This is a genomic window from Kitasatospora sp. NPDC086009 (assembly GCF_044540385.1).
Lineage (GTDB): Bacteria > Actinomycetota > Actinomycetes > Streptomycetales > Streptomycetaceae > Kitasatospora.
In genome coordinates, this window is sequence record NZ_JBITSA010000001.1 from 503,377 (window position 1) to 516,364 (window position 12,988).

A 12,988-nucleotide genomic window follows, 5' to 3' on the forward strand; every position below is an offset into this window, starting at 1 on the left:
GTCCCGAACGAACAGGTTCCGGACGGCCCGGACCCGAACGGGCAGGTCCCGGATGGCCCGGACCCGGACGGCCCGGACCCGAACGGGCAGGTCCCGGACGGCCAGGCCCTGGACGGCCGGTGCGGGGCATGGCCCCCGGGCGGGCGCCGGGGACGGGCGCCGTTCAGCCCCGGTCGCGAAGGCCCCCCGGGTCACCGGGTCCGCCCGGTTCCCCGAGCTCGCCCGGGCTGTCCGGCACCGTGCCCAGCCCGGCCGGCACGGCGGCGGTCAGCGCGGAGACCGCCGTCCCGATGCCCGCCAGCGCGCCGCCCAGGTCGCCACCGCCCGAGCCCGAGCCAGCGGACCCGGCGGACCCGGCCGAGGCCGCCGCCATGATCACCTTGAGCGAGCGGAGCAGCCCCGCCGCGGTCGCGCTGCCGGTGTGCCCGCCACGGTAGGCGGTGAGCAGGTCCTGGACGGCCGGGCAGGCCAGGTTGAGGTAGAGCCGGGCCTTCACCTCGCCGCCGGACCGCGCGGTGAAGGCCCGGGCCAGACGCAGTGCGGCGGACGGGATCCGGGCGTCCGCCTGGTCGTCCTCGATCCGCGCCTTCAGCTCGGCCTCGCGGTCCGGGACGAGGACGAGCGGCAGGCCCGGCGGGTCGAACCGGGCCGGGACGAGTTGCTCGCCGGGGTCAGCCAGGGCGCCGGTCAGCCAGGCGGTCTCCTCGGCCGGCAGCGGCCGCTCCGGGTCACGGAACAGCTCACGGTTCCCGTTCTCACTGCCGAGTTCGACGATCCGGCAGTCGCGCAGTGCGGCGTAGCGGCGCAGGAACGGCAGCACCGCGTAGCGGTCGCCGCGCGCGATCGGCACCTGCATCGCCCGGTACAGCATCTCCTCGAAGCCGCCGCCGCTGCCGAGCGCGACGTGCACCGCGCCGCCGCCGGCGGCCCGCAGCGCACCGGCCGTCAGGTCGCCCTGCGAGGTGGGCACCGGGACGTCGTCGGCGAGCAGGGTGAAGAGCCGGTCGTCGCAGAGCGCGGCGCCGAGCAGGTCCTGGCCGTGCCGGGCGAGGATGCGGCGCCAGACGGCGGGGCGCAGCCGGGCGGTCTCGTAGAGGCCCTCCACCACGGCGTCGGTGAGGGCCTGCTGGAGCGCCCGGTAGTGCTCGTCGCGTTGGAGGTCCTCGCGGCTGGCGGTGGGGGTGAGCCGGCTGGACTCGACCACACCGCCGATGAACCCGGCCCAGCTGGGCAGCAGGTCGCGGGCGTCCTCGGCGAGCAGCATGCCGCGCAGGTAGACGGCGAGGTCGCGGTTGTCGCTGCTGCCGTAGGTGCCGCCGTCCTGGACCCAGAGCAGGCCGACCGCGTCGCTGCCGCCTTCGACGGGCTGCACGGGGAAGGCGGTGAGCGGTTCGAAGCGGCGGCCGAAGGCGCCGGCGAACCGCATCCGGGCCGCGTACGGGTCGCCGTCGACCGCCTGGCGCCAGGGCACCGGGACGGCGTTGACGGGTTGTTCGTCGTCGCCGACGTAGACCGGGATCGGCAGCAGGACGCAGTACCGGCCGAGCACCTCGCGCAGCGCGTTCTCGTCGGCGAGGTGGGCGTGCTCGGTCTTCAGCGCGAGCTCGACCAGGGTGCCGGGGGCCGGCCGGGCGGGCACCCGCTCGACGCTGTACTGCTCGCCGCCGAAGCTGCGGTAGCGGTGGCCGAGCAACGGCTCGCGGTGCGAGGTGGTGGTGACGGTGACCTCGTCGGCCACCGAGAAGGCGGAGAGGAAGCCGAGCCCGAAGGCGCCGATGAGCTCCTGGTTGCCGGTGAGTTCGCGCAGCATCCGGGTGTAGCCGGTGCCGACGGTGGCCAGGTAGGCGTGGATCTCCGGCTCGGTGAGGCCCGCGCCGGTGTCCTCGATGCCGACGGTGCGCCGGACGGCGTCGGCGCGTACCCGGATCAGCGGGCGGTGGCCGCCGTCCGGGTCCTCCAGGAGCCGCCGGGTGTGCGAGTCGTGGGCGTTCTGGACGAGTTCGCGCAGGGCCACCAGCGGGGTGGAGTAGAGGTGGGTGGCGAGGACGTTCACCAGTCCGCCGAGATCGACCTCGGTCGTACGCAGATCCTCGGTGGGCACGGGGTCGGGCGGGAGACCATCAGACATGGGTCCTCAGTGTGCCAGTGCGACTATCCGGCGACCATTTCTTTCTGAGGCCGGCCCGGAATCGGTTCGGGATCGACCGGGGCTCGGTTCGGGATCGACCGGGGCTCGGCCCAGGGTCGACCGGGACTCGGCCTGACACTGGCCTGACACCGGGCTGACACCGGAGGACCGGTCAACCGGGCATTGACAGTGCAGTCCCGTCGAAGCCGCCGTCCGGTGGATCCAATCCGCCCTCCTTCGAGGGAACTTGACGCTCTCTGCGTGACCGCGCGCGGCTCCTCCCAGCCCTCCCGGTTCGTCGTCTTCATGACACCATCGGGCGAATTGCCACCCATTCGGTGGAGTTCGCCCAGGTGCTGGTGAATGCTGGTCGTGCGACGTCAGGAACCGGCGCTGCGGGGCGGCCACCCCGGAACGCGCCACTTTTTCGCACTCTCTCAGGGAGATCAGCGTGTCCCGTATCCGCGCAGCCGCCGCCGTCACCGCCCTCGGGGCCTTCCTCCTGGTCGGCCTCGGGTCCGCCACGGCGTACGCCGACAACGGCGCCGGTGCCAACGACCACTCCAACAGCAGTGTCGTGAACAACAACGGCTCCGGCAACGTGATCGGCAACGTGACCGGCAACCTGGTCAGCACCCAGCAGACGGCCACCGGCTCCGGCGCCGGCAACCAGAACAACGGCCTCGCGGTCGCCGGCAACGCCGGCAACGTCGGCGCCCTCCAGGGCAACGGGAACCTCGCCGCCGACGTGCACCCGCACATCTTCTTCTAGTCCCGGCCCTCCTCGCCGCCGCTTCCGCTCCGGCGGCGGCGAGACCCGGACCGAGCACCAGTGCGCTCGCGGCCCCGACCGGATCCACCGGGTCGCGACGCCGGGCCGGGTGGCTGCCCCCACCATCCTCGGGGGCGGGCACCCGGCCGTCGCTATGCGGGCCCGGGGAGGCCCAGGACGGCCCGGCCGAGCCGCCGCAGGCAGTCCCCGAGGTCCGGCCGTTCACAGTACGGGCGGTTCCGCACCCCGTCGTTGACCAGGGCGAACAGCGCGTGCACCCGGATCCTGGCCTGGGCCGCGTCGTACTCGGGGCGGACCTGGCAGAGCAGTTCGACCCAGGTCCGCAGGAAGTCCCGGCGGAAGTCCACCGCGGCCCGCCGGTCCGGCGCGGCCAGCCGCTCGGTCTCGCTCAGCATCGCGCCCAGGTAGTCGCTGTTGCGCCGGGCGAAGCCCACGTAGGCGGCCAGCGCGGCCTCCAGGGCCGGCCCGGGCCCGTCGGCGACGGCGATCGCGCCCTCGACCTCGTGCCAGAGCCGTTCCCTGCTGCGCACCAGTGAGGCGGCCAGCAGCTGGGCCTTGCTCTCGAAGTGCCGGTACACGCTGGGCCCCGAAATGCCGACCGCGGCGCCGAGTTCGTCGGTGCTGACGTTGTCGAACCCGCGCTGGTGGAACAACCGCACCGCCGCCGCGAGCAGTTCCTCCCGGCGGGACTGCGCCCGGGACACCGGCGCGGCCGCCGGGCAGTAGTCCCGCGGGTCGGGCGAGGTGTCGCCCAGCGGCACCGCCAGGATCGCCGCCACCAGCTCGCGCAGCAGCCGCTCGGCCCGGCGCGGTTGCGGCACGGCCGACTGGTAGGAGAGGCCGGCTCCGGCGGAGAGGGCCGACCAGCAGAGCAACTCGGCGTCGGCGCTCCCGAGTTCCGGGCGCTCCGCCCGGAGCACCCCGGCCATCAGCGCGACGTCCGCGCGCAGCTCGCGGCGCAGTCCGGCCCGTCGGACCGGCGGCAGCAACCGGGCGTCCCGCTGCACCAGCGTGCCGAGCGGCCGGTGCCCGACCGCGACGGCGGCCAGCGCGGCGCCGACGTCAGCCGTGGTCGATGCCGCGCGCAGTCCGCCGGACAGCTCGTCCAGCCCCAACCGGAGAGTGCGGTCCAGCAGTTCGGGCTTGCCCCGGAAGTGTCGGTAGAGGGCCGGCGCGGTGATGCCGACCCCGGCGGCGACCTCCGTCATGGAGACCTGGTGGTAACCGCTGCGGTGGAAGCGCTCGGCGGCCACGGCGAGGATCTGCGCCTGCCGGGATCGCGCGGGCGGCCGTCGAACCACCATGACGTCGCTCCTCGCCCTCGCCAGCCCGTATGCCGGGCACCTCGCCCGGATGCCGGTCCACGAGGTCTGCGGCGCCGCGGCCCCGCGCCGCGGTCGGAGCGGACTACGGACGCCACCCGCCGACCGTAGGCTAGCAAGGATTCACTTGTGGGGGGCCGGAGCCGGTCACAGCGGGCTCGGTCACGGTACGGACACCGCCGCGCCGACCCTGGACAAGTCGAAGCTACCCGGGATTAACTTGTGGGGCGATCAGCTGTCCACCGGCCCGCAGCCGCCCGTGCCGGCCCGCACCGCCTGGCACCACCGAAGGGAGCGCCGTCGTGCGCCGCACCGTGTTCACCGAGGACCACGAGGCCTTCCGGGAGACCATCCGGGACTTCATCGCCAACGAGGTCGTGCCCGTCTACGAGGGCTGGGAGGCCGAGGGCCACCCGCCGCGCGACTTCTACCGCCAGCTCGGCGCGCTCGGCGTCTTCGGCATCGAGGTCCCCGAGGAGTACGGCGGCGCGGGCGAGAGCGGCTTCAAGTACCAGGCCGTGGTGGCCGAGGAGACCGCCCGGGCGGGCGTCAGCTTCGGCTCCTCGGGCGTGCACACCGGCCTGGTGCTGCCGTACCTGCTGGAGTACGCCGACGAGGAGCAGAAGCAGCGCTGGCTGCCCGGTTTCGTCTCCGGCGACATCATGACCGCCATCGCGATGACCGAGCCGGGCGCCGGCTCCGACCTCGCGGGCATCACCACCACGGCCCGGCTCTCCGAGGACGGCACCCACTACGTCCTCAACGGCGCCAAGACCTTCATCACCGGCGGCGTGCTCGCCGACCTCGTCCTGGTGATCTGCCGGACCGCGCCGTACGACCCGGAGAACCGCCGGGCCGGCCTCTCCATCCTCTGCGTGGACACGGCCTCCGCGGGCTACACCGTGGGCCGCAAGCTGCAGAAGATCGGTCTGCGCACCTCCGACACCGCCGAGCTGGCCTTCAGCGACGTCAAGGTGCCGGTGGAGAACCTGCTCGGCGAGGAGGGCAAGGCCTTCTCCTACCTGACCCACAACCTGGTCCAGGAGCGGCTGGCGATCGCGGTCGGCGCCTACGCGGCCTCCGCGGCGGCGGTGCGGTTCGCGGTCCAGTACGTCAAGGACCGCAAGGTGTTCGGCAAGGCGGTGGCCGAGTTCCAGAACACCAAGTTCACGCTGGCCGACTGCGAGGCCCAGGTGGTCGCCCAGCAGTCGATGGTCGACCGTGCGCTGGAGCTCTACCAGAGCGGCGAGCTGACGGTCGCGGACGCGGCGGCGACCAAGCTGTTCTGCACCGAGTCGGCCTCCGGCGTGATCGACAAGTGCCTCCAGCTGCACGGTGGTTACGGCTACATCCTGGAGTACCCGATCGCCCGCCTCTACACCGACAACCGGGTGTTCCGGATCTACGGCGGCACCAGCGAGGTCATGCGCAGCATCGTCGCGAAGTCGCTCGGCCTGTAGCGAGGACCCTGCGGCGGGGCCCCCGCGGCGGGGCCCCGGCGGCGAGGACCCCCGCAACGGGAGCCGGGCCGGCCGCACCCACCGCGCCGGCACAGCCGGGAACGCCGGCGGGCCGCACCCCCATGGCGGCCCGCCGGCGCTCCCCCCGCCCGCGCGGTCACGACGGTTGCGCCGCCCGGGTGAAGCCGGGCGGCGCGGCGGGACGGTGGAGAGGGCGGCGGGGCGGACCGGCGGGCAGCGGGACGGCACGCGGACCGCGCCCGGGCCGCTCAGTTGGGCGAGCTGTGCTCGGCGCGCCAGGCCTCCCAGCCGGCCGCCGAGGCCACCTTCGCCTCGCGCAGCGCCCGCTGCGCGACGGCCGTCGCGACCGCCGTCGGCGGGGTCTCCAACCGCCTGATCCACGTACGCCCGGCCGTGGCCAGCGCCGCGCACACCATGGCCGCACCGGCCGCGCCGAGCACCGCGCCGATGCCCGTGAGAACCGCTCCGCCGGCCAGCAGCGAACGGTTGACCTGGAAGCCTCTGAGGAAACTGTCATTGGTCGCCATGCGTCCACCATGGGCGCAGTCGGCGATCCCCGCACGCCGAGCCGCTCCGGGGTGCGGGAGCCGGGCCCGTCCGCGACGCTGGCCCCAGGGCCGCCGCGAACGGCCCGGCAGGCAGGCCCGGCGACGGACCCGCCGACGGACCCGGCAGGCAGGCCCAGGAGGACACCCATGGTCGATCTCGAACAGCTCGCCGTGGAGCACGCGGCCAAGGCCACCGAGAGCCCGCACGGGCGCAGCGCCCACCTCGTGGTGCACGACGGCGTGCTGCGGCAGACCGTGATCGCGCTGACCGCCGGGACGTCGCTGGACGAGCACAACGCCCCCGCCGCCGCGAGCATCCAGGTGCTGCGGGGTCGGGTCTCGCTCACCGTCGCCGGGCATCTGCAGGAGCTGTCGGCGGGCCAGCTGCACCCGATCCCGCAGGACCGGCACGGGCTGCTGGCCCACGTCGACTCGGTGGTGCTGCTGACGGCGGTCACGGCGTAGCCGCCCCCGCCGGGCGACGCGGCCCACGGCGGCCCACGGCGGCCTACGGCGCGGCCGCGCCCAGCACGGAGGGGGCGACCAGCTGGAGGCCGCGCAGGAAGTCCCGCCCGGTCGGCGCCATCTCGGGCGCGGCCAGCCACTGGGCGGCCAGGCCGACCAGCAGCGCCTGGTAGAACATCCCGCGGGCCAGTTCGTCCTCGGTGTCCGGCACCTCGGCGAGGCCCTGGAACAGGGCCGCGAGCCCGAGCCGCCCGCTCTTCTGCGCCGCGGTGAGCGCCGCCGCCAGCTCGGGTGCCCGGTCGGTCTGCACCATCGCCTCGAACTGCGCCGCCCAGAGGCCGCGGTGCTCGACGAAGGTCTCCTTCACCCCGTCCCAGACCGCGACGAACCGTTCCTCCGGCCCGTCCGCGAGTTCGTTCGCGTGCGCCACCACGGCGCCCAGTGCGACGCCCCACTCCCCCGTCGCCTCGATCAGCGCCGCGTTGAGCAGCGCCTCCTTCGAGCCGAAGTGGTAGCCGATCGCCGCCAGGCTGACGCCGGAGGCGGTGGCGACGTCCCGGGCGGTGGTGCGCCCGTAGCCCTTCTCGTACAGACAGCGCTTGGCGCCGGCCAGCAGGTCCTCACGATTTCCCATGGCCCGATGCTACGGCCTGTCTGGACAGATGTCTTGCACGTACGTCTCACACGGAAGCCTGAGACAAATGATTTAGACACTTGTACTAGACAGGCGTCTGACACGCCCGTACCGTCTTCCCCATGACCGCAACCACCGGCCGCGCAGGCCGTCGCGAATGGATCGGCCTGGCCGTCCTCCTGCTCCCCACGCTCGTCCTGACCATGGACATGGGCGTGCTCTTCTTCGCCGTCCCGTACATCTCCACCACGCTGGCGCCGAGCGGCACCCAGCAGCTGTGGATCATGGACATGTACTCGTTCCTGCTGGCCGGGCTGCTGATCACGATGGGCTCGCTGGGCGACCGGATCGGCCGGCGCCGGCTGCTGATGATCGGCGCCGCCGGTTTCATCGGGGCCTCGGTCCTGGCCGCCTACGCCGACGGCGCGGGCCAGCTGATCGCCGCCCGCGCCGTGCTCGGCGCCGCCGGGGCGACCGTGATGCCCTCGACCCTCGCGCTGATCCGGAACATGTTCCACGACCCCAAGCAGCGGCAGATCGCCCTCGGCGCCTGGGGCGGCGTCCTCACCACCGGGGCCACGCTCGGCCCGGTCGTCGGCGGGTTCCTGCTGGCCCACTTCTGGTGGGGTTCGGTCTTCCTGGTCGCCGTCCCGGTGATGGCCCTGCTGCTGGTCGTGGCCCCCTTCCTGCTGCCCGAGTACCGCTCCCCGCAGCAGGGCGGCTTCGACCTGCTCGGCGCCGGCCTCTCGCTGGCCTCGATCCTGCCGCTGGTCTACGGCGTCAAGACCCTCGCGGTGGACGGCTGGAGCCCGCTCGCCGCCGCGGCCGTCCCGGTCGGGCTGGTCTTCGCCGCCCTCTTCGTCCTCCGCCAGCGCACCGCCGCCGCCCCGCTGCTCGACCTGAGCCTGTTCAGGATCCGCGCCTTCACCGGGGCGATCAGCGTCAACATGGTCGCGATGTTCGCGATGATGGGCTTCACCCTCTTCACCTCGCAGTACCTGCAGCTGGTCAAGGGCATGAGCCCGCTGACGGCCTCGCTCTGGTCGCTCGTCCCCAGCGTGGGCGTCGGTGCGGCGGTCGGGCTGGGCGCGGCGCTCGCCGGGAAGGTCCGGCCGGCGGTGCTGATGGCCGGCGGCTTCCTGATCGGCGCGGCCGGCTTCGCGATGATGACCCAGGTCGGCGCCGACTCGCCGCTCGCCCTCATCCTCACCGCGGCGGGGGTCCTGGCCGCCGGCACCGTCGGCACCATGACGCTCACCGCCGAGATGGTCGTCTCCGCCGCACCGATCGAGCGGGCCGGTACCGCCTCCGCCACCTCCGAGACGGCGGTCGAGCTCGGCAGCTCGCTCGGCATCGCCCTGCTCGGTGCGGCCGGCGCCGCGGTCTACCGGTCTCGGCTGGACGGCGCCCTCCCCGCCGGGATCGACGGCGAGGCCGCCCGCACCGCCCAGGACACCCTCGGTGGCGCGGTCACCGTCGCCGCCCGGCTGCCCGGCCGCCTCGGCACCGAGCTGCTCGACACCGCCCGGGCCGCCTTCACCGACGGCCTGCACGTGGCCGCCCTGGTCGGCCTGGTCTTCGCGGTCGGCGCCGCCCTCCTCGCCTACCGCCTGATGTCCCACCTCCCCGCCCGGCCGGCCACGGACGACACCGAGGGTGTCGACCGAAAGGGCGCCGAGCCCGCCACCGTCTGAGCGAAGAAGCTGATCGGAGCAATCCGCCCCCGCGCGTCATCAAGAGCCCCCGCCCCCGGGCGGGGGCTCTCGCCCGTAAGCGGCCACCCGGCGGGGGCTACCTGCCGGCCCGTCGGGACGCCGACCCCACCGGGGCCGCGTCACCGGGAGCTGACGTCACGCGGTCGACGTCACGGGGAGCGCAGGCCGACCGGCTACTCGACGGGTGAGCCGAAGCGCGCCAGGTAGTGCCAGACCCGCTTGAGGGCCTGCGGATCGTGCCGGCCGGTGCGGACGGCGTCACCGATGACGCGCGGGTCGAGCAGCCCGTCCTCGGCGATCGCGAGGCCGAGGGCGACGAACTCGGCCCCCCGGTAGTCGGGGTGGCGGCTCAGCTCCTCGGTCGACAGCCGCAGGCCGCGGTGCCAGGCGAGCGGGCACGGCAGCCGGCGGGCCCGCTCCTCGACCGCGGTGCCCCGGTAGCTCGGGTCCAGCACCACCGCCTCCACGTCCCTGTCGAGCCGGACCGGCCCGTGCACCTGGGCCTCGATGTAGTCGTCCAGCTCGTCCGCGTCGTCGGCCTCGGCGAGGGCGATCAGGGCCATCCGGTCGGCGGTGCCGAAGTCGGACGGGTCGAGGTAGCTGTCCGGGTAGCAGAAGGTGGCCCGGGCGAGGGCGTGCGGGGCGAGCCGGAGATGGGCCGAGCCGAAGCGCGGCGCCGCGCCGACGGGCTTGCGCCGGTAGTCCAGCGCCCCGTACACCGGGCGCTCCTCGGCCGGGGCCTCGTCGTAGGCGCCGCCGAAGATCCGGCTCTCCCAGCGCCAGCGGTCACCGCCAGGGTGGGCGGTCAGCCCGCCGTTGCCGGTACCGGTGACGAACTGGGAGCGGTAGACGCCGTCCTGGGCGAGCGCCTCCAGGATGTCCCGGCCGCCGTCGGCCCGGTCGGGGTGGAAGTTGAGGGTGATGCGCAGTCCGGCGGCGAGCGGGCCGCCGGTGGCGAGCGCCGTGACGTGCCGCAGGGCTCGTTCCTGGGCGGGGCTGGGGGTCGCGGGGCCGGCCGTGTCGATGCTCATCGCGGCAGTCTGGCCGAGGCCGGCCGCCCTCCGCACCCGAGTTCCCGCCGGCCGGGCGGTCCGCCCGGTCCTGAGCTGCGGGGCCGGGCGCGCCAGGGCAGCCTGGGGTTCGACGGGAACACTCGGGAGAGCGGCGGGAGGGCCGATGCCGGAGGCGGAGCCGGGGCCGGGGCCGGGGCCGGGGCCGGGGCCGGGGCCGGGGCCGGGGCCGGAAGCGGACGGCGCGCGGTCGCCGGGCGGTGGCGAGCCGGACTACCGGTTCTCGCTGGCCAACGAGCGGACCTTCCTGGCCTGGATCCGGACGGCACTCGGCCTGCTCGCGGGCGGCATCGCCGTCGACCAGCTGACCCCCGACGTCGCCCCCGCGCCGCTGCGGATCGCCCTGGCCGTGATCTGCGCCCTCGGCGGGGCGGTGCTCGGTGCCACCGCGTACCGGCGGTGGATCCGGGTCGAGGCGGCGATCCGCGCCGGGGCGCCGCTGCCGGGCACCCGGGTCCTGCTGGTGCTGTCGATCGGGGTGGCGCTGGTGGCGGCGGTGTTCTGCGGCCTCATCATCGGATACGGCAATTGACCCGGTGGCCGGAATTCACCGCGGGGCCTGCGACTAATCGCCATCCGCCTGGTCAACACCTGGTTTTTGACCAGCGTTTCCCGACCGGTGTATACGTTCGCCTCCGCGGCCATGCATACTGGCCAAGTCGGGCGCTTTGCCCACCCGTGACTCTAGACAAGAAGGGACCGGTGGCCGGGGATGCTGCGGAACGGTCTTGAGCCCTGGCACCTCCTGGTGGTGCTGGCTGTCGTAATCCTGCTGTTCGGATCGAAGAAGCTGCCGGAGATGGCCCGTGGCCTCGGCAAGTCGATGCGCATCCTGAAGGCGGAGACCAAGGCGCTGCGCGAGGACGAGGCTCCGGCCGCGGACGCCGCTGCCGCCGCCGCGCCGGGTACGGCGCAGAGCACCGCTGCTCCGCAGGCGCAGACCGCGCCGCAGCAGCCGGTGGCCCCGCAGGTGGTCGCGCCGACCAACGTGACCAAGGCCACCGAGACCCCCCGGACCACGACCACGGCCTGAGGTTTCTCCGGCCGAGCCCCCACCGGCAACGGTGGGGGCTTCGTCGTGTCCGGGCCCCGCCCTGGCCGGCCGGTCCGTTCGGAGCAGCCCGGCGAGCGGGACCGGTGGCACTGCGACAGGCTGAGCGGGATGTCCGCGACCCCGACCCCCCTCGCCCAGGAGCACCGCGTCGACGTGCGGGCCTGGTTCCTGCTGCTCGGCTCGTTCGCCGTGCTGATGCTCGCGTACTTCACGCTGCCGCTGCGCTACTTCGGCGAACGCCGCCCGGTCCTCAGCTGGCTCGTGTTCGCCGGTGTCCTGACCCTGCTGAGCGGCCTGCTGCTGGGCCGGGTCCTCGACCTGCTGCGCGGGACGGGCCGACGGCCGGGGCTGTGGCTGGTCGTGCTGATCTGCCTGTCGATGAACGTCTTCGCGGGCACGTACTACGTGCTGGCCGCCTCGGTGGGCGAGTTCGACGGCCTGCACACGAGGCTCGACGCGCTCTACTTCACCGTCGTCACGATGGCCACCGTCGGCTACGGCGACATCACGGCGGCCGGGCAGGGGCCCCGGCTGGTGGTGATCCTGCAGATCGTCTACAACTTCGTCTTCCTCGCGACCGCCGCCGGGACACTGACGCAGCGGCTCCGCACCGGGTTGGAGAGCCGGATCCCCCGGGCGCAGGGCGGGGAGCACCGGCACGGCCTCCCCCGCCGCCGTCACCGGGCGGAGGAGCAGGACGAACACGACGAGCGGGGCGACTGACGGAGCCCCGCCGGCCGTCAGCCGTGGGTGGTGTCGATCACGCAGAACCGGTTGCCGTCGGGATCTGCGAGGACGACGAAGTCCGGGTCCTCGGGGTAGCTGTCCCAGTCGACCGAGCTGGCTCCGAGGGCGAGCAGCCGCTCGATCTCGGCCGCCTGCTCGGCGGCGTCCCCCGTGTACAGGTCGAGGTGGACGCGGGGGTGCTCCTGGAGGGGCGATCCGCTGAGGCCGAGTGCCAGTTGCACGCCCGGCCCCTCGGCGGGTTCCAGGACGGCCCAGTGGTCCTCGACCTCGTCACGGGCCGCGTAGCCCAGTGCCTCCGTCCAGAAGTCGACGGCCCGCCGCACGTCCGCGACACCCAACACGATGGATCCGATGGTCAACATGGGCCCGATTCTGCCCGGTCGCGGGCCCCGGCCACCGGGAATTCCACCCGGGTCGCCCGGAGCGACGGGCGGATGGCCCATCACCCCGGTACGGGCGTCCGGTCAGTGCGGTATGGCGTGGCGTGCGGGTTGCTTCTGGGGGGTGCGGTGGTGGGTTTCGGGGCCGTAGTGGCCGGCCTGGCGGGCGATCCAGGCGTATTCGGTGGTGCCGTCGGGGCGGGTGCGCAGTTCCCAGCGGCCGTGGGGGGTGATGGGTGGGGGCGGGGGCGGTTGGGGGTGGTGGTTGATTTTGAGGGTGGTGAGGACGCCGAGGGCGACGGTGGTGAGGGCGAGGGCGAGGAGGGTGAGGAGGGCCGCGCCGACGAGGAAGTTGGCGGTGCCGGTTCTCATCGGCGGATCCCGAGGACGCGGTGGCCGAGGTGGGCGGCGAGGTCGTGGAGGAGTTCGTGGGCCTGGTCGTGGGTGAGGGGGAGGGCGAGGTGTTCCCCGGGGCCGGTGTGGATGTCGAGGTCGACGGCGAGGCGGAGCTGGACGGTGGCGTCGGAGGCGTGTTCGACGCTGAGGTAGGCGACGGTGGTGCGCTCGGTGTGGATGGCGTCGGTGACGAGGGGGATCAGGACTCCCACGGCTCGTTCCTTCCGGTGTCGTGGAGGGGGTGCGGGGGGTCGG

The 12,988-nt window shown here is 74.0% G+C and carries 15 protein-coding genes; 7 read left to right on the forward strand and 8 right to left on the reverse strand.

What is annotated here, in order from left to right; translation table 11 throughout:
* Nucleotides 1-163 precede the first annotated feature (163 nt).
* Nucleotides 164-2,128, reverse strand: coding sequence for an ATP-binding protein (locus tag ACIF6L_RS02380; protein WP_396485892.1), 1,965 nt, complete (start codon nt 2,126-2,128; stop codon nt 164-166).
* Nucleotides 2,129-2,579: 451 nt separating this feature from the next.
* Here ACIF6L_RS02380 and ACIF6L_RS02385 point away from each other — a divergent pair, with 451 nt between their 5' ends.
* Nucleotides 2,580-2,900 carry a hypothetical protein gene (locus tag ACIF6L_RS02385; protein WP_329488425.1) on the forward strand — a complete coding sequence of 107 codons (321 nt, stop codon included), beginning with the start codon at nt 2,580-2,582 and terminating at the stop codon, nt 2,898-2,900.
* A 152-nt stretch (nt 2,901-3,052) separates the two neighbouring features.
* Here ACIF6L_RS02385 and ACIF6L_RS02390 read toward each other — a convergent pair whose 3' ends face one another.
* Nucleotides 3,053-4,225, reverse strand: a complete 1,173-nt coding sequence (locus tag ACIF6L_RS02390) for a TetR/AcrR family transcriptional regulator (RefSeq protein ID WP_396485893.1) — start codon at nt 4,223-4,225, stop codon at nt 3,053-3,055.
* Nucleotides 4,226-4,545: 320 nt separating this feature from the next.
* Between ACIF6L_RS02390 and ACIF6L_RS02395 the strand changes: the two genes are divergently transcribed.
* Nucleotides 4,546-5,703, forward strand: a complete 1,158-nt coding sequence (locus ACIF6L_RS02395) for an acyl-CoA dehydrogenase family protein (RefSeq protein WP_329488427.1) — start codon at nt 4,546-4,548, stop codon at nt 5,701-5,703.
* 269 nt (nt 5,704-5,972) lie between these two features.
* On the opposite strand, the gene ACIF6L_RS02400 is transcribed toward ACIF6L_RS02395, so the two are convergent.
* Nucleotides 5,973-6,251 (reverse strand): hypothetical protein, encoded by a 279-nt coding sequence (locus tag ACIF6L_RS02400; RefSeq protein WP_396485894.1) that lies wholly within the window; start codon nt 6,249-6,251, stop codon nt 5,973-5,975.
* 168 nt (nt 6,252-6,419) lie between these two features.
* On the opposite strand from ACIF6L_RS02400, the gene ACIF6L_RS02405 reads away from it, so the two are divergent.
* Nucleotides 6,420-6,737 carry a cupin gene (locus ACIF6L_RS02405; protein WP_329488429.1) on the forward strand — a complete coding sequence of 106 codons (318 nt, stop codon included), beginning with the start codon at nt 6,420-6,422 and terminating at the stop codon, nt 6,735-6,737.
* Nucleotides 6,738-6,780: 43 nt separating this feature from the next.
* Here the strand turns inward: ACIF6L_RS02405 and ACIF6L_RS02410 are convergent, their stop codons facing one another.
* Nucleotides 6,781-7,371 carry a TetR/AcrR family transcriptional regulator gene (locus ACIF6L_RS02410; RefSeq protein ID WP_396485895.1) on the reverse strand — a complete coding sequence of 197 codons (591 nt, stop codon included), beginning with the start codon at nt 7,369-7,371 and terminating at the stop codon, nt 6,781-6,783.
* 122 nt (nt 7,372-7,493) lie between these two features.
* On the opposite strand from ACIF6L_RS02410, the gene ACIF6L_RS02415 reads away from it, so the two are divergent.
* Nucleotides 7,494-9,065: an MFS transporter gene (locus ACIF6L_RS02415; RefSeq protein WP_396485896.1), complete on the forward strand. Its 1,572-nt coding sequence runs from the start codon at nt 7,494-7,496 to the stop codon at nt 9,063-9,065.
* Between the two features lie 194 nt (nt 9,066-9,259).
* On the opposite strand, the gene ACIF6L_RS02420 is transcribed toward ACIF6L_RS02415, so the two are convergent.
* Nucleotides 9,260-10,117 (reverse strand): DUF3626 domain-containing protein, encoded by an 858-nt coding sequence (locus ACIF6L_RS02420; protein WP_396485897.1) that lies wholly within the window; start codon nt 10,115-10,117, stop codon nt 9,260-9,262.
* 145 nt (nt 10,118-10,262) lie between these two features.
* Between ACIF6L_RS02420 and ACIF6L_RS02425 the strand changes: the two genes are divergently transcribed.
* The 3 genes from ACIF6L_RS02425 to ACIF6L_RS02435 all read left to right on the forward strand — a co-directional run bounded on the left by ACIF6L_RS02425 (nt 10,263) and on the right by ACIF6L_RS02435 (nt 11,933).
* Nucleotides 10,263-10,688: a YidH family protein gene (locus tag ACIF6L_RS02425; RefSeq protein ID WP_396485898.1), complete on the forward strand. Its 426-nt coding sequence runs from the start codon at nt 10,263-10,265 to the stop codon at nt 10,686-10,688.
* A gap of 180 nt (nt 10,689-10,868) precedes the next feature.
* The gene (gene tatA, locus ACIF6L_RS02430) at nt 10,869-11,189 is read left to right on the forward strand and encodes a Sec-independent protein translocase subunit TatA (RefSeq protein WP_329488441.1); all 321 of its coding nucleotides are present in this window, start codon (nt 10,869-10,871) and stop codon (nt 11,187-11,189) included.
* A 129-nt stretch (nt 11,190-11,318) separates the two neighbouring features.
* Nucleotides 11,319-11,933: a potassium channel family protein gene (locus ACIF6L_RS02435; protein ID WP_359834090.1), complete on the forward strand. Its 615-nt coding sequence runs from the start codon at nt 11,319-11,321 to the stop codon at nt 11,931-11,933.
* Between the two features lie 17 nt (nt 11,934-11,950).
* Here the strand turns inward: ACIF6L_RS02435 and ACIF6L_RS02440 are convergent, their stop codons facing one another.
* From ACIF6L_RS02440 to ACIF6L_RS02450, 3 genes are all read right to left on the reverse strand, one after another.
* On the reverse strand, nt 11,951-12,319 hold the full coding sequence (locus ACIF6L_RS02440) for a VOC family protein (RefSeq protein ID WP_396485899.1): 369 nt from the start codon (nt 12,317-12,319) through the stop codon (nt 11,951-11,953).
* A 102-nt stretch (nt 12,320-12,421) separates the two neighbouring features.
* On the reverse strand, nt 12,422-12,709 hold the full coding sequence (locus ACIF6L_RS02445; RefSeq protein WP_396486190.1) for a hypothetical protein: 288 nt from the start codon (nt 12,707-12,709) through the stop codon (nt 12,422-12,424).
* Nucleotides 12,706-12,945: a hypothetical protein gene (locus tag ACIF6L_RS02450; protein ID WP_396485900.1), complete on the reverse strand. Its 240-nt coding sequence runs from the start codon at nt 12,943-12,945 to the stop codon at nt 12,706-12,708. The genes ACIF6L_RS02445 and ACIF6L_RS02450 overlap by 4 nt, the downstream gene beginning before the upstream one ends.
* Between the last annotated feature and the right edge of the window lie 43 nt (nt 12,946-12,988).